This window comes from Paenibacillus sinopodophylli (genome assembly GCF_005930355.1).
Taxonomy (GTDB): Bacteria; Bacillota; Bacilli; order Paenibacillales; family Paenibacillaceae; genus Pristimantibacillus; species Pristimantibacillus sinopodophylli.
Genome location: NZ_VDBO01000001.1, coordinates 2,346,186 through 2,368,279, shown reverse-complemented (window position 1 = coordinate 2,368,279; position 22,094 = coordinate 2,346,186). Strand labels below are relative to the sequence as shown.

The following is a 22,094-nucleotide window of genomic DNA, read 5'->3' as shown; positions in this document are numbered from 1 at the left end:
AGAAGCGAGGCGACTGCGGGTTTGGAGCAGCGCGAGGCGGCGAAGCGGGCCGAAGCGGTGAGGCAGGAAGCGGAGAGCGATGTAAAACAAGTAAGCAGAAATCGGCAGCAAAGACTAGAACACCGTATGAATCGCATACAAGCAGAAGATCAGCAAACGGAAGCGGGAGCCGAAGTTAAGCGAAGTGAGGGTATAAGGGCGGAGCCGCGAGCTTCTTCGGCAGGGACAAGCGTTCCCCGCTCAGCCAGCAAGGCGTTTGAGACGACAATAGCACGTCAAGCGAACAATTGGATGATTAGAGGAACGGTGGCTGATTACAATCGTGAAAGGCCGCAGCCGCTAACATTGCAGCGCAAGCCGCAGTCATTAACCGCACAAGCGGAGGCGAAATCAAATTCAAACAGCTTAGCGATCTCAGCTAAGCGATTCATTCATCGAACACAACGCATGCAGGCGGAGCAATCCCATGCCAGCGATCATTCACATAAAGCAAGGCCGAACGAATCTGTTAGGACTCATTCGCAGTCATCAAAGGAAGCGGCGTTAGAACCCAGCACCTTTTCTCTTAAATCGCCTGTCGACATAGCATCTCGCCGTATTTTGTCTCATCAACCGCCTGGCGATAAAGCACCTGGGAAGATTTTATTTTCGAATGTGGCCGTTCATGATGGAGCGCCGAGCATACAACGCAAGGCTGCTGCTAATGGACTACCGAAAGCTACTGTGAGCGGATGGTTTAAGACATCAGAGCTCGACAATCGAAATAGGAGTACAAATCCGCTGTCCTTGATTTTGCGGCGGTTCGAGGAGCGGCTGCTTATGCAGTCGGCTGAACCGGGAATGCTGCAGTTCAAATGGCAAACCAACACAGGCTTGAATCGTTCTACAGAGCAGAACAATCAACAGCTGCCGGTGGCAGCGAAGAGGCTCGCGCAGGATGCGGACGCTTCATCGCGCAGCCTGAAAGCGATTGTCCATAGAAAAGCAAAGAACGCTGCGGCTTCTGGAATAGAGAATGAGCAGTTCAACAGCCATTCAGGTCCAACCGCTAAAGCTGCTGATTCGTTTTCGGATACAACGACCAGAATGATGAAGGTTAACAACAATTCCGCAGACGTCCAGCGCGAAGTACAGATAACTCAGGAAGCAAGTGAGCAGCGCATCGTTCAGGGACGATTGCTTGCACGGATTGCCAGTGGTAACCCTAAGCTGCTGCGAAGTTATGCAAGGCTTACGCACAAGCAACAAGAAAATGTGCAGAAGCAGCTGCCTACAAATAATGACTTCTCGATTATAGGCGAGCTTCCAAGCAGACGCTCATTATCGCCATTAAATAATCGAAATCAATCAGCATCAAGCAGTGACGTTGTCCGAGCAACGCTTATAGCGAAGCGGAAGCTTCAGTTAGATGATATTGAGAAATCGCAGCAGAAGAGTGTTCCGTCTATTCGGAGCACATATGCAGGCCTAATTCAGCGAAGCGTATCCCATCAAGCTTCTTTCGTGCAGAACGATGCTGCGCAAACGACTGCTCCGCGAACAGCGCATACACCGGAGCAGCTTACTTTGAGAGCAGTTCCCGAAACAGCAGGCGATGAGCCTCGAGAAGGTATAAGAACAGATCAAATAACTTCATCGCAAGTTAAGATGGCTAGAGCAACTTTGGTAAGCAGAAGCCGAGCCAACTCTTCTTTCTCAGTAAAGCTGATTCAGCGCTTCATACGCGGCAATACAGGATTGCCAGGTATGCCGCACGCTGCTCGGCAACGTGTAAGCTCTTCTGCAGCATCAAGTAAGGTAGCTCCTGCAGCAGCGGTGAAAGCATCGGCTGCCCTGCGTACGTTTCCAGCTTTAAGTGTCCATGAGAAAGGACAAATAGACCCTTCTATTAAAAAGAATGAAGGTAGCGAAACGCTGCTATACCGTGCAGTAGAGCGTAACCGTGAGGACAGCCCTCACGCATCGAAAGCAGAGATAGCTGCTCGGATTCATAGACAAGCAAAGCCCGCCGTGTTCTCTAGCAAGGGGATGCAGACGGGAAACAAAATGCTGCAGACACTTCAGAAACGATCGCTAAGTGCGAGCACGGCATCAGCCGTTGGCGCACGCAGTCAATCCGCGCTTCGTGGGCTGACAACGCTTGTGCAGGCTGGTGAAGAAATTCGAAACAGCAGCAGTACAGGCGAGAGTATTCTTAGCAGTGAGCAAGCGAGGCTTAGCTATGCGGCAGTTGGAAGCAACCGTAATGGCTTCGGTGCTTTAGGAACAAGTGCAGGAATGACCATTTCACGAGAACGAGGCTCGATGCCTGCACTGGCTCATCATAAACCAGCGCAAGCCATCCAGCAGGAGCCGCCGCGTCAGGTGAAGGTAGAAGCTCCGCGCGAGCTCGATCCCGAGAAATTGCAAAAAATGATTATGAAAATACCGCAGCTTCGTCCTGAAGCGATAGCGGATCAAGTATATAAAGCACTAGAGCGCAAGATGAAGCTGGAGCAGCGAAGACGCGGCTATTAAAACTAGAGTTGCCCTAAGAGAAGGGGATGGCAGATGACATTAAGCAAAGCACAGTTTTGGATTTTTCGGTCAAAAGAAACAGAGAAGGTTGATGTTCTCTTTAATCCGACCGAGTACGAAATGGATTCTGGCAATCAATATTCAGAGCAGGAGGTTGCCGGACTGCAAACCCCGCTCTCTCAGTTCACGAGCGGTGAACGGACGACTCTAACGCTTAATTTGTTTTTTGATACCTATGAAGCGGGAATTGACGTACGTACCCATACTTCCAAAATCGTGGGCATTCTCGATGTTGATTCGGATCTGCATACACCTCCGACCTGTAAATTTATTTGGGGCTCTCTTGATTTTAAAGGCGTCATCACGAGCATCTCACAGCGATATACGATGTTTTTGGAAACAGGCGTGCCTGTGCGGGCTTCTTTGACAGTTGTCATGCTCAGCTCGCAGACGATGAAGGAGCAATATCAAGAAATTCCGCGTCAATCGGCCGACCGCACGAAACAAAAAACGGTAAAGCAAGGCGACCAGTTATGGTCCATTGCGGCGGAGGAGTATGAGGATCCCGGGGCTTGGCGCCACATCGCTGAAGCGAACGGCATAGACAATCCACGAATGCTGTTATCCGGGAGAAGCTTAACGATTCCGAGATTGGAGTGATAACGTGGCTACGTATACCTTTGAAGGTTTGGAGTCCAAGTACGGTGACTTCAGCGCACCCGAAACGGATATTCTGATAGAGGGCCAATTGGCACGACTCTCGGATATGGCCATCGGTTGGGTAGATGTTGAGCAGACAACGGATGCGCAGGCAGATATTGCGCGATTCTCCATTATAAATGGATACATATGGAGCGAGTCCCGCATGCAGTGGGTAGGTACGACGATTGCTGTAGGAAAGAAGCTGCAGATCAAGCTTGGCTATGCGGATAAGAAAGCACTCGTTTTCGATGGAATTATTACAGGATACTCGGTTGATTTTCCTTCCGACGGCCTTCCGACGATTACGGTTACAGCAATGGATCGCTCCTTTCTAATGATGAAAACTGCACATTCGAAAGTGTGGAATCAGATGAAGGATACCGACGTCGTCAGGCAAATTGCAGGCAATTACGGTTTGTCGGTGGACTTGGACGATACGACGGTTACCAAAAAAACGATTGAGCAAATCGGAGTCAGTGACTACCATTTTATTCGCTCGCTTGCGATGGACAATGACCGGCATTTCTATGTAGAGGCATCAAAGCTTTATTTCAAAAAGCCCAAAACGTCAGGTTCACCGTTGATTACACTGAAGTACGGGAAAAATCTCGTTCAGTTTATGTTAACGGTGGATGCTTCCAGCCAGACCTCGCAGGTCAAGGTACGCGGCTATGATGTCGACAAGATGGAGGCCATCGAGTCGGTTGCGAGCTCCGTAACCATTATTGGAACGAATGCAAAGAGCGGTCCAAGCGTTGCAAGCATGCTGTCCTCTCAAAAAATGGAGGTTGTTTACACACAGGCCGCTTCGAAGGAAGAAGCACAGTCGCTTGCGAAAGCGATGCTCGACCGCATCTCGCGTGAGCTCGTTATCGGACATGGCAAGTCAATTGGGGTCCCAGAGATGAAGCCTGGTGAGTTGATCAAAATAGAGGGGCTCGGCAGCGAGAAGCTGGATCAGTTGCTGCGGATAACAAAGGTCATTCATAAGCTGGATGCTACGGACGGCTACATGACCTATTTTGAGACGGAGGGGAATGCGATATGAGCACGATGTATCCTGGATTTTTTGACCAGCATCAGCGCTCCATGCAATCCGAGCAGCTATCTGGCGTGTGGAATGCAATCGTGACCGACAACAAGGACCCTGATAAGCTCGGTCGTGTGAAAGTGAAGTTTCCGCTGCGCGAAGGCGAGCTTCAAACCGAGTGGGTTCGTGTGGCAACGTTAATGGGCGGCAGTGACATGGGCTCGCTATTCCTGCCGGAGGTTAATGATGAGGTGCTTGTTGCCTTCTTGATGGGGCGACTTGATCAGCCGATTGTCATTGGGTCTTTGTGGAGCAAGAAGCAGAAGCCGCCAGAGCCTAATGACAAAAACGATATTCGCAAAATTAAAACAAAAACCGGCCATGAAATTACGTTCGACGATACAAGCAGCGCTGGTACCGTCACGATAAAAACGTCGAAGGGACATCATATCACCTTTGCAGATAAAGAGAAGACCGTAACCGTCGAAACGCAGGACAAGCAGCAATCGATAAAGCTTGATGAAACCGGCAAAAAAGTTACCATCAAATGCGGTACTACATCAACAATCGAGATGAACGGCCAAGGCGATATTAAGGTAACAGGGACGAAATCCGTTACTGTGAAAGGCACGCAGGTAAAGGTGGAAGCCGATGCGTCGCTGACGCTACAGTCGAACGGCATGCTGGAGGTCAAAGCTACCGGCATTCTGTCTTTGAAAGGCGCTATGGTCAAAATCAATTAACAGCGAGGGGAGCTGCAGCTGGTGTCGGCATCATTTTTGGGAAAAGGTTGGAAATTTCCTGTTCAGGTTGACGCAACGACGGGCCGCATTCGGATGGCGGAGGGCGAAGAGGACATTGAAGAGTCGATTCGCATCATTATCCGTACCTCCAAGGGTGAACGCTTGATGCGTCCCGACTTCGGCTGCGGTCTTAGAGATTTCGTATTCGGCACGACTGATGAAACCTCCTTACGTCTTATTGCAAGCGATGTGCAGGAAGCAATTCGGATATGGGAGCCGCGAGTGAAGGATGTTGAGGTGGAAGTGAAGCCTGATCGTCAGAATAACGGCCGCGTACTGATGAGCGTTTCCTATGCTGTACGATCGACAAACAATCTATTTAATCAGGTCTTTCCTTTCTATCTGGAGGAAGGAACGAAATAACGGGAGCGAACAACGTGATGAAGCACGGGGGAAGTAAGGGCGGTGACAACCGTCCGCCAAAAATAAACCATAGCACGCTGTCCTCCTTTATGTCTCAGCTCAAGGAGATGGCGCCGCATTATACACCCGAATGGCGCTTTTCGCAGGAAGAACCTGATGCGGGGACGGGACTCGCGTATTTGACCGCCGAGATGCTGGAGGGAACGGTTAAGCGTCTTAATCAAGCGCCATTGAACCATTTTCTCTCTTTTCTCGATCTTATCGAGGTCAAGCTGCAGCCGCCTAGACCAGCCCGCGCTTCGGTTGTATTTCAGCTTAGCGAAGGCACGGTTGACCCGGTCTATTTGCCAGCTGGCATCGCATTGACTGCACCTCATCCCGAAGGCGGGGAGCCGCTCGTTTTTGAAACAGAGAAAGTACTGCTCGCAACACCAGCGAAGCTGATGGAGTGGATTAATGTTCATCCTAAGCGTGATCATATCGCGACGGCTGCAATCGAATACGGAGACCGCTTGAAGGGTGGACTTGCGGAGCCGGTCAGTCTGTTTGATACAAGCTCAAAGCAGAATGAGCAAGAGCATGTGCTTTATATCCGTCATGACGATCTGTTTCTAGTCGATCGGCCGAGCCGATTTTATTTGAATGTTCATCATACGGAGAAACGCTACTCCGAGCCGGAACTAGCCGCTTCTCTTGCGTCGCAGTGGGTGGAATGGACCTATTATTGCAATGAGAGTTGGGTGCCATTCGATTCGGCGACAGCAGCAGGAAATATGGTTGTCTTACATAAGCAACAAGCAGGTAAGCTGGAAATGACAGAGCATGAGGGGATTAACGGCCGCTGGATTCGCTGCACATTGAAGCAGTTTGAAGGGTCAGCCTCACCTATTCTAAATAAACATTTGGAAATGGACAAAATCAGAATCCGCGCTGCTCATGATGCTTCAGGAGATGACGAAGGCATAGCGCCAGGCGCTTTGTATTTCAATGATACGGAGTTAATGAATGACGGTTTCTATCCTTTCGGTGAACATTTCGTACCCTACTCTGTCTTTTATTTATCTTGTGAGGAAGCGTTCAGCAAGCGTGAGAGTAAGATCAAGCTGACCTTCTCAGCGAAGGCTATGCCAAGCCGCTTGCGAATGGCACAGGATCCAGAAGTGAAATGGAAGATGGTCATGCGGACCTCGGACTTTGAAGAGAAGGACCCGCCGCGGATCTGCATCCGCAGCGTACAGTGGGAGTACTGGGATGGTGGGAACTGGGCTAGACTTCCTGGGAGCGAACGATATGGCAACTTGTTCGCGGAGCTGCCAGAGCAAAGCGAAAGAAGCGTTAAGATAGAGTTCAACTGTCCTGAGGATATGACTCAAGCATTCGTCAATGGAGCATCAGATTATTGGATTCGAGCTCGCGTGCTGCAGACTGATCCAATTATTGCTCCTGTTGTAGAATATATGTCGCCTTGGCTTGCGAATCCAGTCCTTTCCTATGCACATGGCTCGCAAACGTTGTTTATGCCGGAGCATGCCTATACGAGAAGCAATATCGACAATCGCGATCGAACGATTTCCGCTCAGCAGGGAGGTCAGTCCTTCAAGCTGTTTGAATCGATTGAGGCCAGTTATCCAGCTATGTATGCCTCTTTCGATCGAGCGCCGCTGAAAGGGCCGATTCGACTTCATATTGAGCTCGAGCGCCGCTTCTCGGTGCGTAATCAACCGCCATGGGTGGAATGGGAGGCGCTTTGCCTAGAAGCAGGCCGATACGTGTGGGAGCCGCTCAAGATCGTTGACAATACGGAATCCTTTACCGTCAGCGGAGAAGTGCAATGGGTAGGACCAAAGGCGATGGCTATGGCAAGACTGTTCGGCCGCGAGCGTTATTGGATTCGGGCTGTTAATCGGGATAGTGTGCTCGGAGATTCATATCCGAGTAATCCGGTTGCTACGAGTATGAATCTCAATGCCGTATCCGTTAGACAGCAGATCAGTCAGGAGAAGGAGCTCACGATTCCGTCCGACGGTATCGTGGATCTAACGCCTAGCGCGTATATTGAAGAAGAGGTCTGGGTTGATGAATTGGAGCATGTTACACCGATGGAACGCTCTGCACTGAGTGATACGGAGCCTGATCGCTACATGCTGCAGAAGGATAGCGATGGCAATGACCAGCGCTTCTGGGTGAAATGGCAGCCAGTCGTCTCGTTGGCAGAATCCGGGCCCATTGATCGGCATTATTCGCCTGACCATGCTGGAGGAACATTGCAGTTTGGCGACGGCATAAGAGGGAAAATGCCTTCCTCGGATACAGCCGAAACGGTACGCGTTCGGTTCAAGACGACGAGCGGTGCCAGCGGACATGTGGATGCTGGACAAATTACAGGTATGGTGCTTCCCTTTGCTTTCGTCAGCAGTGTCAGCAATCCGGCCCCTTCGATTGGCGGAGGGGATGCAGAACGCGTTGAGCAGGTGCTCGAGCGAGGGCCGCAGCGTCTTAAGCATCGCGGACGTGCTGTCACGGCGAAGGATGTTGAGTGGATTGCACGAGAAGCGTATCCGCAAATTGCCAAAGTTAAATGTCTCAGCAACCGTAATGGATTTCTGGAGCGTTCTCCTGGCTGCATGACCGTAGTTGCTTTCCCGTCTGGGGGCCTTGCGAACGCGGCCCAATTCCCTGAGCTCCGCAAAGCGGTAGAACGCGAGCTGACGAGAACGGCCTCCAATATGGTATCGCTAAGCGGCGCAATTCGCGTAATCGAGCCTGCTTATTTGGAGGTATCGGTCCATGCTACGGTAGCCTCAGAATCGGTAGATGAGCTGCTGCCGCTGGAGATTGCTTGCACAGCGAAGCTGAATGCATTCCTTGATTCGGTGACAGGAAATGTTGACGGCTGCGGCTGGAACATCGGTGAGGCGCTGCATGTTTCGGTGCTGCATTCTCTCTTGCATGCTGTACGTTCTCTTCTATACATTGAGCGACTATATTTGCATGTTATTAAGATTGAGAACGGCGTAAGAACAGAGTATGATCCTGCGCGAATGGAAGAGGTCATTCATGGAGTCGTAGTGAATGGGACGCATACGATAACAGCGGTACCTGCCCCTAAATAACAGCTTGAACATATGTGCAAGCGAGCTCGAAACACATGATTCAGAGGAAGGAGAGATCATATGCTGCCAAAGCTGCCTTTGGACGATCGGACCTATGCGGAGATTGTCCAGCAATCCAGACGGCTTATTCCTAAGCGAGTGCCGGAATGGACGGATGAGAATGCGCATGACCCGGGAATTACTTTTATTGAATTGTTCGCTTGGCTGACGGAAATGCAGCGGTATTTCATTGGCCGCGTACCTGATCGAAACAAACGCCGATTTCTGGACTTGCTGGGCATTAGGCCCGCAGATGCCAGCTCTGCGCGGGCAATCGTACGCTTCGCTAATGTAAGCAAGCCGGTAACGCTGCCACGAGGGACGAAGCTGATGGCAGAGGATCAAATGTTCGAGACCGATGCTTCCATATCGCTTGTGCCGCTGATGCTGGACCGCATTGTAACCAGAACGGAACGGGAAGCGAATGATGTTACAGCTACTAATGATCATGCGAACGTCGCTTTTTATGCATTCGGTAAGGATGCGAAGGCAGCCTCGAAGCTGTATCTTTCCTTCGACCGTGAGCTTGAGCCGCTGGAGCAGGTTTCGATTAACATCAAGCTGCTTGAAGCAGGCGTCGACATGCTTAAGGATGCTGAACAGGAGCGGATGATTAATCGTTCTGCCATCTCTCCGTCTGCCCGCTTATCCTGGAAAGCTTATTGCTGGGATGATGCAACTGGTGCAGCAGGGTGGATGCCCGTTGATATGATTGAGGACGAAACGCTGCATCTGACAATCGGCGGCAAAATTACATTTGCTCTGAAGTCCCGTATGCGCAGTGTTACGGTACATCCGGCTAGTGAGCAGGCTAGATATTGGATTTGCGCAACGGTGGAGGAAGCAGGCTATGAGATGCCGCCCCGCATTCGCCAGCTCATGCTGCATACAGTTGAAGCTCAGCAGAAGGATACGTTAAGCGAGATTATCGACTTAACTGCTCAGGGAGAGCCGAATGAAGAAATACATATAGACAGTTACTTGGCTGTTTTCGGGAAAATTCGTATACAAGTAAAGGATGCAGGCGGCGCTTGGCATTACTGGCAGGAAGCTGCGTCTATCGCGGATTTGCCGCCTATGGACCGTCCGCCATCGGTATATGCGCTCGTAAGACATGAGACGCTTGATAAGGTTACCGTACAGTTCAGCGATGGATTATCAGGAGTGATTCCTCCGCCTGGTCAAACGGTAAGGGTAATTGCAAGCGAGCCGAATTTCGATCTCTACAGTCAGGTTGGCAGAAGCAACGGACTTCCTGAGCAGCGTTTCGAGCTGTACAGCCTATCTTGCAAGAAACGCGATGCGCTTCGCTTGCAGGTAGGAGAGCTGGAACCGCAGGGCACTTATCGGTGGCAGGATTGGACAAGAGTCGATGAATTCGACCGTTCGAGGCCGGAGGATCGACATTTCATATACGATCCGATCAAGAGGCTTATTCTCTTTGGCAATGGAGAGAAAGGTGCTATTCCAGCGGCGAGCTTGGATACGAATATCGTACTCATTGCGTGTGAGCTGGGAGGCGGAGATCGCGGCAATGTGAAGCCGCATCTCATTTCGGAATGGGTGAATGAAGCCCAGAAGGCGCTGCACATTCATGCAGACAACCCCGGCTTTGCGTATGGCGGAGCTGAAGCGGAAACGCTGCAGGTTACACTGCAGCGTGCACAGGCAGAGCTGAAGCATACTTTCCGAGCGATTACGAACGAGGATTATGAAACGCTGGCAAGAGCGACACCAGGCGCTGCGGTTGCCAGAGTCCATGCAATCCCGCTCTTCAAGCCTGGGTTGGACGATTACCCAAGGGAAACGGCACCAGGACAAATATCGGTCGTGGTCGTTCCTTACGGATTAACCGATACGCCAAAGCCAAGCGCAGGTTTTCTACAAACCGTCAAACGTCACCTCGATACGAGAAGACTGGTAACAACTGAGGTGCATGTTATTCCACCGATCTATATTAAAGTGACGGTGAATGCTGTTGTCGTTGTTGAGCCGCAGTTCGTAGACGAAGGGCAGCGATTGGTAGACCATTTGAAGAAGCTGCTGCGTCCGCTTGACGGCGAGCATGGTGTAAAAGGCTGGACCTTCGGACGTTCGGTCTATAAAGGCGACATCTACAGTGCACTTAGCTTGGGTAGCGGCGTCGTCTACGTACAGGATTTGTGGATTGACGCGGAGGGGCCGCATGTAAGAAAGAGTGCAGGAGGCGATATTATACTGCCGCCGCATGGACTCGTATACTCGGGTGAGCATGAAATTGAACTTATAAGTCGCACGCATCTGTAACACCGTGGTAATCGGCTGCAAAGGAGGCACAGCATGAACGGACAAAACCACTTTTTCTCGGTCAGCCGCGAACAGGATTGGCAGCGCGGCACGGGATATAATCTTGAATATCATTTGGCTGGTTACGGTGTTCGGCGCGATAGCCGTTACGGCATTGCGGGAACGCTTCAGTTGAATGAGCTCACAGGTACTGCACCTGTGAAGGAGCTTGCTGTATCACAGCATGAACATATGTATTTGCTGGATGAGCGGGCTGATCTTTGGATATATGACCGTCGCAATTCGGATCATAAGCGTTTGTTCACGCAGGGACATGGCTTGTTTAGTACACATGCCAGATTAGCTGCGTCGGGTGACCTTCTACTTGCAGCCGATCGGATGAGCGAGAGAACGCTCGCCGCTTATCATACCGGAAACGGGCAAACGTTATGGTCGCGTGTTGGTGAAGAAGCTGACGGTATTCCTTTGCACCCGCTTGCTATCGCGGCGGATGAGCGTTACGTCTATGTGCTGACGCCGCTCGCGCTCGATGCGGGAGCGGATGAGCCGACAATTGCGGAGGGCGCAAAGCTTGGCATTATTCAATTTACGCTTGGCGGAGCTGTGGCTGGTGTATGGAGCGATCCTTCGTTCACCCAGCATGTACGGGCAAAGCTAAGGCATTTGAATCGTACCTATTACATGACCATCGCTTCTTCAGGTGAGCTATACATTTTCGATACCTTGTATGCGAAGCTATTCAGCTTCCAGTCCAATGGACGATTGAGCATCAAACGAGAGCTTCCTTCGCTACCATATGCCGGGCTTTGCGTTGACGGCAGCGGTAAGCTATACGTAGGCGATACCCGCCAAATGGACCAAGTCAGCGAGGATGACCGCTTCATTACACAATTGAATTCGGCTGGAGAAACCATTGGTCGCATTACAGGCTTCCGAGGCAAAGCGGACCAATTGCTGATTGATGAGAAAGACCGCATGTACATACTGAACGGCGAGGACGGAACGGTTACAATATTGAATCTGCAGCCTCAAACCTTACTTATGGAGGAGACTGGAGTTCCCGAGGGCGTCTGGCTGTCCTATGCGTTCGATAGTGCAGAGGCGGAGACCGTTTGGCACAAAATGGCGCTCGAAACATTCATTCCAGACGGTACCCAGCTGCATGTTTCTTATTTCAGTCAGAACGAAGACAGCTGCATCATTGCAGGCAGCTATCGCAAAGTGGACGACTGGCTTGCAGACCCAACCATTCCTTACCGTGAGAAGCTGAAGGGTCTTGAAGGGTTCTGGTCAAAGCCGGTTATCAATCCGAATGATGCATTATTTTTCGGTGCAAAAGGCAGATATTTATGGTTGAAGCTGGATTGGATTGCCTCTGAGCGATATACACCGTTAGTAGAATCCATGCGTATTTATTTCCCGCGAGACAGCTATCTGTCCTATTTGCCGGCAGTCTATCAAGAGGACCCGGTTAGCCGCGATTTTCTTGAACGTTATTTATCTTTATTCGGCACGTTGTTCTCCGAGATCGAGGAGGATATCGAGGACTTATCGAGGTACATTGATCCGGAACGAGCGACTGGCGAGCATCTGCGATGGCTTGCGACATGGGTCGGTCTGGAAACGGACGACTATTGGACCGATGAGCAGGTACAAGCGTTCATCCTGGCTGCCCCAGAGCTTTACCGTTACCGCGGTACTAGGCAAGGCTTGATGAAGACTATCGAGATCTATACGGGAGTAACACCGCTGATCGTCGAATATTTTCAGACGAAAGCAATGCGAGACAATGCGGAGCTGCGTCAACTAACCGATCAGCTTTATGGAGGTGATCCGTACACCTTTACGGTACTTCTCAAGCCAGAGCAAGCTCCGTCAGAGAAGCAGCGTGTCGTCATCGAGCAGCTGCTAGAGGAGCAGAAGCCGGCTTTCACAGAAGCGAAGCTTGTACTGCTTCAGCCTTGGATGTACTTGGATTTGCATACATACCTCGGCATCAATACGGTACTGACAGAGCCGTCGCTGCTCAAGCTGAACCCAGACAGGGCGATGCCTAACGATACTTTGATTGTAGATATCGGCATGGAGAAACGCTTAGATGTCCATACCCGTTTGGAAATGGATTCAGAGCTGGAATAATATAAAAACGTGAAGGAGCGGTATAAGTGAAAAAATCGAGGCTGTATCCATTTGAGAGAAACCGTTATTTTTACGGAAAGCTGCTTACGGTGCGCGACTTTGAGTCGGAGCAGAAATATTTCAATGATAAAAGAAGGCTGCTGAACCGTCTATTGTACGGCAGCGGCGTATTGTCTGGCATGCAGGTTGTAGCAGTTGACGATAAGACGATTTCCGTTGAGATGGGTGTGGCCATCGATTATATCGGACGCGAGCTGGTTATTCCTTCTCCCGTAACGTTGAAGCTGTCCATGATCGAAGGATTTACAAACAATGAATACAAGAAAAACGTTTATCTATGCGTCGCTTATGATGAGAAAGGCAAGGAGCCTGTACATTCGGTAGGCAATTCAGCTATTCGTAACGATGAAGTAAGCGAATATAACCGGGTACTGGAATCCTATCGCCTCTTTATTAATGAAGAAGCTCCGGCTCCTTCCTCGTTCGAATTCGTACGTTTACTGGAGAATGTAGTCACGATCTATGAGGATGCTAATGTAAGGATCACACAGCGTATGCCAAAGTACGTAAATGTTGGTGAAGTAGTCGAAGTTAAACTTGTCGTAGAGAAGACCTTGCAGACGCCTCGCATTGCGTTCCAATACGATTATGAGGCTAAAGGCTTCACTTCTGTAGGCCATGATGGCACACAGGTTGTATTCATCGAGCCTGGAGATGCACAAGAAACGGAATATACGGTCAGCTTTCATGTGAAGGCGCCGCAGACAGCTGGTGTGAAAGCGGAGCTTACTGTTCCGAACCAAGCAGCAAAGCTGACGATTGGCGATTCAGCTATTCCCTTAGATACGAACGCCAAGCATATTATTGACGTGTTGGACGAGCCGGTAGCGAATCGAATTCTGAAGGATTGGCATGAGCGTACGTTGGAGCAAGCCGTTGAAGGTGCAGCAGATCAAAGCATCTGCCTGGCGAAGATCAGTCTGCTCCAAATGGGCCCAACCTATATGATCGAGAAAGTAGATCGGGTGCCGTTTGACGAATATATTGAGAGCACCTCTCTACTGCAGCGTCTAGCTCAAACTTCACAATCCTCATCCCTTAACAAATTTTATGCAAGTGCTGAAACGCATGATCTCGAATACGATGCTAAGCCGTCCCTGGACGTACAGTATCATCCGGATCGGAATGAGTTTGACTTCAAGCTTGGCATTCCGCGTCCTCAGCATCTTTATGATGAAATCGCGACAGGCACCATGGAGGTTGCACTCGAATCGATTGGTAAAACCGGAGGTTTCTTCTTCTCACGTGGTAAGAAAAACTACGTATCTGATGAAATCGAGCATGGCTTAGGTGAAGGTCAAGTGTCGGTTGTTGTTGGTTTGGAAGAAGTGGATCGAACTGTGCATGCGGATCGGACAAGCACGATGAAAAAAATCTATTACGGACAAAGTGATGTATTCAAAGGGACAGAGTTCGAGCCTGATATTCCGAATGTATCATTAGGAACGATCGTATATCCTGAGAAAGGCAGCTTCCGCATCGGGATGAAGCTGCAAGGCGATACGGAGTCGTCTGCATCTGTCATCGCTGTTCGCTGGTGGGCGTTCAAAAGTTTGGGAGCTGCGCAGGGTACACCTCTCGCGGATGACCTGGCAGACGAGGGTCTCCCAGAAGCAGCAGCCGGCCAAGAATAATAGAGAATAAGCTGTCAGGAAGATCAATGGAAAAGTTGATCTTTCGGGCAGCTTTTTGCTACATATACCGTTCAATCATATTAAGGGGGAAATAGCTTGAAGTCATTGTACAGCAAGGACGCTGTTATTCCGGACGTGAAGAGAATCGTGTTTTTTGGCGATAGTATTACCGATGAAGGCACTTACATCGCATTTATGGACGCTTACTTTCTTCAGCATTGGCCTGAGCATGCTATCACGCTTATTAATCTTGGCGTAAGCAGCGAGACGGCTTCCGGTCTAAGTGAACCGGATCATCCTTTTCCAAGACCATGCGTGCACGATCGTTTGGATCGAGCATTGGCTGAAAGCAAGCCGGATTGGGTCGTATTATGTTATGGCATGAATGATGGCATTTATTATCCATTCTCGGAAGAGCGTTTTGCTGCTTATAAGCAGGGAATTGAAAGCGTTATCCAGAAAATTAAAAAAGCAGGTGCCAAAACGATTCTAATGACGCCGCCTCCATTCGATCCAGAATCGTACGCGGCTCCCACTCAGCCAGCTGGTAAGGGCAGCTACAGCTTTAATGCACCATTCGAACATTATGAGGATGTATTGAAGCAATATGCAAAGTGGATACTCTCTCTGGAAAATAAAGTCGACGCCGTTGTCTCCATTCATGAGCCGCTTCTTGAATTATGGAGCCAAAGGCGGGAACACGATGCTGGCTATAGAACGGGCGATGGCATTCATCCAAGCGCTGAAGGGCACTGGGTAATCGCGAAGGAGCTGCTGAAGACGCTATTTCATGTTACATTGGAGCAAGCGCCGCAGTATGTTTTGCAGCCTGAAGGCTCATCCTTGTTTGACTCTGTGCTGGAGAAGCATCTCTTGCTTAGCTCGGCGTGGAAGGAGCATGTGGGTCATACGAATCCGAACAAGGCAGTAGCATTACCACTAGCGGAAGCGCTGGAGCGGGCAGAGCAGATTACTGCCGAGATACGGTATAAGGCAAAGGCTTTACAGCTAAACAACGATATTTTATAGCAATAGAATTAGAGCTAGGCGGCATACAAACAGCTGAGGTTACGAGAAAGGAATGGTCGCGATGAAATTTGTATTACTATTCGGTCCTCAAGCAGTCGGTAAAATGACAATCGGGCATGCTTTAGAAAAAGTAACAGATTTGAAGCTATTTCATAATCATATGACGCTTGAGATGCTTAGCCCTTTATTCGGATTCAGCAAGGAAATGTGGCGATTATCTGACCTATTTCGTCTAGAAATATTCGAGTCTGTAGCGAAAAGCGAGCTGGAAGGTTTAATTTTCACTTATGTATGGGCATTTGACCAACAAGAGGATTGGAATTTTGTTGATAAAGTTTGTCGTATTTTCGAAACGCAGGGTGCGGATATTTATTTTGTAGAGCTTGCTGCTGCACTTGAGGAGAGGCTGGAACGCAATAAAACGCCGCATAGACTCGAGCACAAGCCTACAAAACGTAACCTCGAAAAATCCGAAGAGGATCTAGTGAGTTCTATGGACAGATACAGGTTGAACTCATTCGAGGGAGAAATTATGCGGGAAACCTATTTGAGAATAGACAATACTCATTTGGAGCCTAGTCAAGTTGCGCAACGCATAAAAGATACATTCAAGCTGTAGCATATATGCATGGAAAAAAAGGCAAGCGGGGGATCGAGTCCTCATCTTGCCTTTTTCATTAGGTTTGTGGAATTATGGTTGCCATTTCAAGTCGTACAGGCTTGTCTTTATTCATCAAGAAGGTTAGAAGCGTAGTTCCTGATTTGAATATGACCTTTACTCGTCCTGTTTCTAATGTTTCCTTCGTAGATACCGTCTTGGCTGCGAGAAGTCGGCTGTAGGTTTGCTCCATAATGACGGTATTCCAAGTCGTGAGTCGCTGAACATAAAAGGCTTCGGGATTATCCTCATCGACTTCTAGGACAAAGGATAGCTGCATCGCGCTGAAGGTTAGAGTTTGCGGTAATATGACCTCTGCTCCTAGTTCTCCTTCAATCGCCTCTCCGCTATCGGTATTTGCACTGTTCTCAGTAACCGCAGTTTTCGTCGTATCCTTAGTCGTATCTGTTGCAGTACCAGGCGTACCTGTAGATGAAGGATCAGCAGCAACTTCATCCTCGGTATTATTTGCACTAGACAAAGTTTGAACCTCATTATCCTGTGTTGGCGACGGTGAGACAACCGGACTTGTCTCTGGTGTCACGCTCGGAGCAGGTATTGGAGTCGGTTCGGCGTCCAATTCGCTATTATCATCTGTTGCAATTGGCAGTTCAATATCTGGATTGGCCGCTTCTTCAAGTGGAACGTCCTCAGAGACATCGACTAGCGCATCAGGCGCGCCTAACGTTTCCTGCAGCTTCACGAGCGAGAGACTCATAAAGCCTTCAGCATATAGGTTGCCTTGTCGGAAAAAGCCTTTATAGAGTGGAGCACCGTCCGCATCAAATAGGGTTCCGATGCCTTCGTATTTGTCATTTACGAATTTGCCGTCATAAATGACGCTGCCTGCAGCATTGAATGCTTGGCCTGCACCGTTCTGCTGACCATTCGCGAATGAGCCTGTATACACGACAGATCCGGTTTCGTTATACATGCTGCCTGCGCCATGGTAGCTGCCTAGCAGGAATGAACCGTCATACTTCACAAAACCAGAAGGAAAATATTGCTTGGCTGGGCCTGACAGCTTGCCGGCAAGAAAATTGCCTTCATACAATAAAACGCCATTGCCGTCAAATTGTTTGCCCGCACCCTCGTAAATGCCATTGTTAAACTGTCCTTCGTAGAGTAATTTATCTTTGCCGCTGTATAGCTTGCCATCCCCGCTGTATGCGCCTTTCACAAACGTACCAGCATAGACGATATTTCCGTCCGTTCCATATTCCGTTCCTGCACCTTCGTAGGCGCCTGCGAGAAACTGCCCTTCATAGCTCGGCTTCCCATCCGGGGAGAATAGCGTTCCGGCACCGCTGTATTGGTCCTCTACAAACGCACCGCGATACAATAGAATGCCTTCTTCATTATAAAGCTCGCCGCTGCCTTCCATCATTCCTTTGGCAAAGTCGCCTTGGTAACGAAGCTTTCCGTTAGGATAATAAAGTTTTCCGTTCCCGGTATATTGTCCATTCTCAAGCTGTCCCTTGAACAATAGATTTCCATCTGCATCCAGTATAGAAGCAGGTCCTGTGAATCCTTTGTCTGCTGCGGCGCTGGCTTCTAGCTGCGGCGTTCTTCCGAACCATTTGTTAATAAACGCCGGTGGGCTGATGAAGCCGAAATAGACAATGAACAGCGAGATAATCAGTATGAGCGCAATCATCTTCTTTGCAATGTAATAGCTTCCCACTCGCAAATAATTGTTAAGTGAGCGAAGTGGGCCGAATATGGCAGTTACCAGCCATCTGCGAAGGACGGCAAGCGCACGCTTAGGAAGCGTCTTGGCACGTTTAAGCGGTGCTAGAATTTTTCGTTTAATCGGTTTTATGATGGGATTTAGTATTTGCTCTATCATATCATGGCACCTGTATCGTCATTTGTCCGGGATTCACGAACTGAATGACGCCTCCCCAGTTACACAAACATTTGGAAGTTTGGTTAAGAGCAGGCATGTTCGCGACTAGCACAGTCGGCGAGCCAGGTGCCCAAGGTGCAGCTGTGACAGGAATGCAAGGCATGGGGGTGAGCGCGCCTAACGCTGCAGCTGTTGCAGCTGCGACCATGGGGTTAGCCATTGAATTGCACATGCCAAATGGCATGATATTAACTAGCGGCTTGTTATCCATAATATTTGCAATCGGCATAGCTGTCAGAACGAGATTGACAGGCAGCACATTGAACGTACCTGGAGCTGCTCCGAAGGAGCATTGCATCGTAGCTCCGCCGCATACAAGTTGTCCCATAAAATTCCTTTCCGCGAGTGAGCTTCCGAAAAGCCTGCTCCTCCTGTTTTCTACTATTTTAATAGTACTATAAGCCATTGGGACCATCAACAAAAACCTGCTAAAATAGCTAACATTCGATGAATTATAACAAGTATACTGATGCGAAATGGCTAAACTTGTAGTACTATGGAAATAGTTGAATTTTGCAAGATGAAAGCGATGGTGCGCATGCGAAGGTCCACGTTAGGAATAGCTCTGCTGTTACTTATGGCAATCGGTCTCGGTTTTTGGATTTATCCGAATGCTAGTCACTTCCAAACACCCCCTTACAAGACAGAAAAACCACTTAACTATTTATCGAAAGTAGCTGCTGGACCGGAGGGAAGCACCGTTGTTATTGGCGATTCCCGTCAAGAAATTGTAAGGATGAGCAGCGAGGGCTCTATTGAAGAGCTAATCAGACAAACTGCCGGCAACGGAAGCAGACATGATTTCACCGAACTCGCGGTTTCCGCTGATGGAACGATCTATGTCCTCGATACGATACTGGATGGCTACGGCCTCTATGTTCAAGAAGAGAGGATTGTAAGTTATGCTCCAGGTGATACGTTTGGAACGCTTCTATATACCTATAAGGGGAGCGGTACGAATAAGCGTGTCGGTCTGATTAAAGGTCTTCAGGTCGAAGGCAACAATATTTATTTCTACATAAATGAAGATACAAACGTGAAGTTGTATCAATTGTCCGCTTCGGGGGGAAACCCTGAGCAAACATTGGCATTCACGCTTCCGCCTGATCGTTATCTATCGGAGATTGTCGGCTATAAGCCTGATCAAATCTATTACTCTACGAAACGCGGCGCTATATTTAAAGTGAAAGCAGATGGTTCGAGCGAGATATCTTATCCGCTCGAAGGGATGGATCGTACGCGTAAAAACTTCCCTGAAGGGCTGCTGCTGGATGAGAACGGTCGGATCTATTTCATTGATCGTCTAGTAAATGCGGTTACGAGCATGAATGCTGCGGACTCTACTGATTTGACTACAGTCGTCGACGAAGCGGCGCTGCAAGCAGCGGCACCCGCAGCCGAAAGCCTCGAAATTATGGATTTGACGCTGGACCCTGCAGGACGGCTGGAGCTTATTCTAGGCGACAGCAAGGTTGTCATTAATGGAAGCAACAATTCGGCACAAGTAACGACGAAGCTGACCTATGATCGCAGCACGATTATAACCGGCTGGCTGACATGGCTTGGCGCAGCGGCGCTGCTGATCATATTGCTGCTGCTGGTTAGGTTGTTTTATGTACATGTGTTGAATCGCAGAATTTCATTGTTCTTCAAACAGGTATTCGCTATTGTGCCAATCCTAATTATTGCCATGATTTTATTATCTAATTTTATTTATAACAGCTTCTCCAGCAAGATGGAGGAAGAGATGCAGAAGCAGCTGTCGCTGCTTGCTCGGAACGGGCAAAATATAATAAACGGCGATCAGCTAAATCGTTTGACGTCACCGTACGATTATATGAGCGAAGATTATCAGACGATTCGCAGCAAGATGAACTTCCTGTTTGAAAGCGAGGATCCGGCTACTCGCAAAGGCTTGTATAGTTCCCTCTATAGATACGAGAATGGTGAAATCTTCATTATGATGGATGACGATGACGGCGTTAATATGTATAAGCCATTCCCGATTAACGAGCTTAACAGGCTTGTCGTCGAGAACGGTGAGGTTGTGACAGACCAGTGGGAGGATGCAACTGGAAAGTGGCTGTATGCGATCGGTCCTATCTATGATTCCTCGAACAAGATTGTAGGGGTCTATGAAACCGGCCGTGATTTCAACGTCTTATCCCAATCCAATCAAACGATTTATAAGAACATTATGCTCAATATTGGACTGATTAGCGTAGCACTAATCATACTGGTCCTTGCCGTTACGTATTATCTGTTGTCTTCTCTGCGAAAGCTTCGCAAGAGTGTCATGGAGATGGCGAACGGAAATTGGGATGTAAGGGTTAATATACGCTCGCAGGATGAGGTAGGAGATCTGGGTGAGCAATTCAACCGCATGGCGATCCATATCCGAACCTACATTAAGGATATTACTTCCTTTAGTGAGGCGTCACACCGATTCGTACCACAGCAAATATTTAAATATTTAGGCAAAAAAGGCATAACCGATATTCATCTTGGTGATCAGGTTCAGCAAAATATGACGGTAATGGTAGCGAATATTCGCTCGTTCCACCATTTATCGAAGCAGCTGTCGCCTAAGCAAAATTTCGATTTCATGAATGCGTTTCTCAAGCGTTTCAGCCCGTTCGTACGGACGGAAGAGGGACTCATTAGCAAATATTTGGGAGCGGGCTTTATGGCGTTGTTTCCTGCTCGTAACGAGGATGCGCTGCGAGCGGCCGTCTCTATTCGCAGAGAACTCGTGTCCTATAATGAAAGCTTGAAGTCCTCAGGCTTCGCACCCGTAGATCTTGGCATGGCAATCCACAAGGGACCGCTCATGCTCGGTATTGTTGGGGAAGAGCAGCGTATGGAGGGTAACGTCATCTCTGATGATGTGAATATTACGGCAACCTTGGAGCGTATGTCCGATACGATGGGGGCGTCTATTCTCGTAACGCGTACCTTCTTTGAACAGCTTAGAGCACCAGAGCGCTTCCGCTTCCGTCAGCTTGGACGAGTCCGCATTGAAGGCAAGGACGAGCCGATAGAGCTTATTGATGTGTATGAGGGCGATTCGGATATGGAGCGGAGCTTGAAGGATAGAACGAAAGTATTGTTCGAGAAGGGCATTATGCTATGCCAGGAGGGACGTTTCTTCGATGCAAGGGAAACCTTTATCGAGGTTATAAAGATCAATCGTTTCGACAAAGCGGCAAAGCTGTACTTCTATCTTTGTGATGAGTATTACCAGAAAGGCTCGACTGAGGGCTGGAACGGAACGCTGGCGGTTTAATTTCTCAACATATGGGAGGCGGGGCACATGATAGTGGGACAAATTCGGTTGAATCGTTTAGCGAAGGCAGAGGAAGCAGAGAGAATCGTCCAGTTTTTATTATCGGATCATTCCTTCGATGATACCCGCTATACGCCGGGCGAGCTGATTCATTTCCAGGAACTGCCCTTCCGTGCGCTGAAGGAAAACATATATTTCTGGTATGCAGAGGATGAAGCTGGCGAAATCATAGGCATCAACTGCGTCGCTGAGAACGAACAGAAGACAGGCGGGTATAGCTGGGATTATCTCGTTGTCCATCATGACTACCGCAAGGTAGGCGTAGCCGCGCTGCTTATGGAGCAAATGTATGTTTTTCTGGAGACCGTACGAGCTAGATATTTGGTTACTTATACATGTGATTTGCCGGAGTATGACCGTATTCGGCATGTTTTTGAAAAAAGCGGCTTTTCGCTTGTCGGCAGATGCCCGGATTATTACTACGAAGGAGAAGACCGGTTAATCTATCATCGAAAGCTGGTTTAAA

General features: G+C 49.1%; 15 protein-coding genes. 13 read left to right on the top strand and 2 right to left on the bottom strand.

Annotation, left to right across the window (positions count from 1 at the left end):
* The 11 genes from FGT79_RS10430 to FGT79_RS10380 all read left to right on the top strand — a co-directional run.
* Positions 1–2,517, top strand: a 2,517-nt coding sequence (locus tag FGT79_RS10430; protein WP_171056162.1) for a hypothetical protein, incomplete at its 5' end; no start/stop codon positions are given.
* 33 nt (positions 2,518–2,550) lie between these two features.
* Complete coding sequence (locus FGT79_RS10425) at positions 2,551–3,177, top strand: CIS tube protein (protein ID WP_138752592.1); 627 nt, start codon at positions 2,551–2,553, stop codon at positions 3,175–3,177.
* A gap of 4 nt (positions 3,178–3,181) precedes the next feature.
* The gene (locus FGT79_RS10420; protein WP_138752591.1) at positions 3,182–4,267 is read left to right on the top strand and encodes a phage late control D family protein; all 1,086 of its coding nucleotides are present in this window, start codon (positions 3,182–3,184) and stop codon (positions 4,265–4,267) included.
* Positions 4,264–4,992 (top strand): phage baseplate assembly protein V, encoded by a 729-nt coding sequence (locus tag FGT79_RS10415; protein ID WP_212758538.1) that lies wholly within the window; start codon positions 4,264–4,266, stop codon positions 4,990–4,992. The genes FGT79_RS10420 and FGT79_RS10415 overlap by 4 nt, the downstream gene beginning before the upstream one ends.
* 21 nt (positions 4,993–5,013) lie before the next feature.
* Positions 5,014–5,415: a GPW/gp25 family protein gene (locus tag FGT79_RS10410; protein WP_246096257.1), complete on the top strand. Its 402-nt coding sequence runs from the start codon at positions 5,014–5,016 to the stop codon at positions 5,413–5,415.
* Between the two features lie 14 nt (positions 5,416–5,429).
* Positions 5,430–8,528, top strand: a complete 3,099-nt coding sequence (locus FGT79_RS10405; protein ID WP_138752590.1) for a baseplate J/gp47 family protein — start codon at positions 5,430–5,432, stop codon at positions 8,526–8,528.
* 60 nt (positions 8,529–8,588) lie between these two features.
* Positions 8,589–10,853, top strand: coding sequence for a putative baseplate assembly protein (locus FGT79_RS10400; RefSeq protein ID WP_138752589.1), 2,265 nt, complete (start codon positions 8,589–8,591; stop codon positions 10,851–10,853).
* 33 nt (positions 10,854–10,886) lie between these two features.
* Complete coding sequence (locus FGT79_RS10395) at positions 10,887–12,992, top strand: phage tail protein (protein ID WP_138752588.1); 2,106 nt, start codon at positions 10,887–10,889, stop codon at positions 12,990–12,992.
* Positions 12,993–13,018: 26 nt separating this feature from the next.
* Positions 13,019–14,686: a hypothetical protein gene (locus FGT79_RS10390; protein WP_138752587.1), complete on the top strand. Its 1,668-nt coding sequence runs from the start codon at positions 13,019–13,021 to the stop codon at positions 14,684–14,686.
* Between the two features lie 96 nt (positions 14,687–14,782).
* On the top strand, positions 14,783–15,715 hold the full coding sequence (locus tag FGT79_RS10385; protein ID WP_138752586.1) for an SGNH/GDSL hydrolase family protein: 933 nt from the start codon (positions 14,783–14,785) through the stop codon (positions 15,713–15,715).
* A gap of 61 nt (positions 15,716–15,776) precedes the next feature.
* Positions 15,777–16,334, top strand: a complete 558-nt coding sequence (locus tag FGT79_RS10380; protein ID WP_138752585.1) for a DEAD/DEAH box helicase family protein — start codon at positions 15,777–15,779, stop codon at positions 16,332–16,334.
* Positions 16,335–16,392: 58 nt separating this feature from the next.
* Here FGT79_RS10380 and FGT79_RS10375 read toward each other — a convergent pair whose 3' ends face one another.
* Complete coding sequence (locus FGT79_RS10375; RefSeq protein ID WP_138752584.1) at positions 16,393–18,222, bottom strand: MORN repeat-containing protein; 1,830 nt, start codon at positions 18,220–18,222, stop codon at positions 16,393–16,395.
* A 1-nt stretch (position 18,223) separates the two neighbouring features.
* Positions 18,224–18,610 carry a DUF4280 domain-containing protein gene (locus tag FGT79_RS10370; protein WP_138752583.1) on the bottom strand — a complete coding sequence of 129 codons (387 nt, stop codon included), beginning with the start codon at positions 18,608–18,610 and terminating at the stop codon, positions 18,224–18,226.
* Positions 18,611–18,820: 210 nt separating this feature from the next.
* Between FGT79_RS10370 and FGT79_RS10365 the strand changes: the two genes are divergently transcribed.
* Both FGT79_RS10365 and FGT79_RS10360 read left to right on the top strand, forming a co-directional pair.
* Positions 18,821–21,568: an adenylate/guanylate cyclase domain-containing protein gene (locus FGT79_RS10365; RefSeq protein ID WP_171056161.1), complete on the top strand. Its 2,748-nt coding sequence runs from the start codon at positions 18,821–18,823 to the stop codon at positions 21,566–21,568.
* Positions 21,569–21,595: 27 nt separating this feature from the next.
* Positions 21,596–22,093: a GNAT family N-acetyltransferase gene (locus tag FGT79_RS10360; protein ID WP_138752581.1), complete on the top strand. Its 498-nt coding sequence runs from the start codon at positions 21,596–21,598 to the stop codon at positions 22,091–22,093.
* Position 22,094: the final 1 nt, after the last annotated feature.

Coding starts and splice junctions, on each gene's coding strand:
- FGT79_RS10425 (WP_138752592.1), top strand. CDS start 2,551: ATGACATTAAGCAAAGCACAGTTTTGGATTTTTCGGTCAAAAGAAACA.
- FGT79_RS10415 (WP_212758538.1), top strand. CDS start 4,264: ATGAGCACGATGTATCCTGGATTTTTTGACCAGCATCAGCGCTCCATG.
- FGT79_RS10400 (WP_138752589.1), top strand. CDS start 8,589: ATGCTGCCAAAGCTGCCTTTGGACGATCGGACCTATGCGGAGATTGTC.
- FGT79_RS10395 (WP_138752588.1), top strand. CDS start 10,887: ATGAACGGACAAAACCACTTTTTCTCGGTCAGCCGCGAACAGGATTGG.
- FGT79_RS10380 (WP_138752585.1), top strand. CDS start 15,777: ATGAAATTTGTATTACTATTCGGTCCTCAAGCAGTCGGTAAAATGACA.
- FGT79_RS10375 (WP_138752584.1), bottom strand. CDS start 18,222: ATGATAGAGCAAATACTAAATCCCATCATAAAACCGATTAAACGAAAA.
- FGT79_RS10370 (WP_138752583.1), bottom strand. CDS start 18,610: ATGGGACAACTTGTATGCGGCGGAGCTACGATGCAATGCTCCTTCGGA.
- FGT79_RS10365 (WP_171056161.1), top strand. CDS start 18,821: ATGCGAAGGTCCACGTTAGGAATAGCTCTGCTGTTACTTATGGCAATC.
- FGT79_RS10360 (WP_138752581.1), top strand. CDS start 21,596: ATGATAGTGGGACAAATTCGGTTGAATCGTTTAGCGAAGGCAGAGGAA.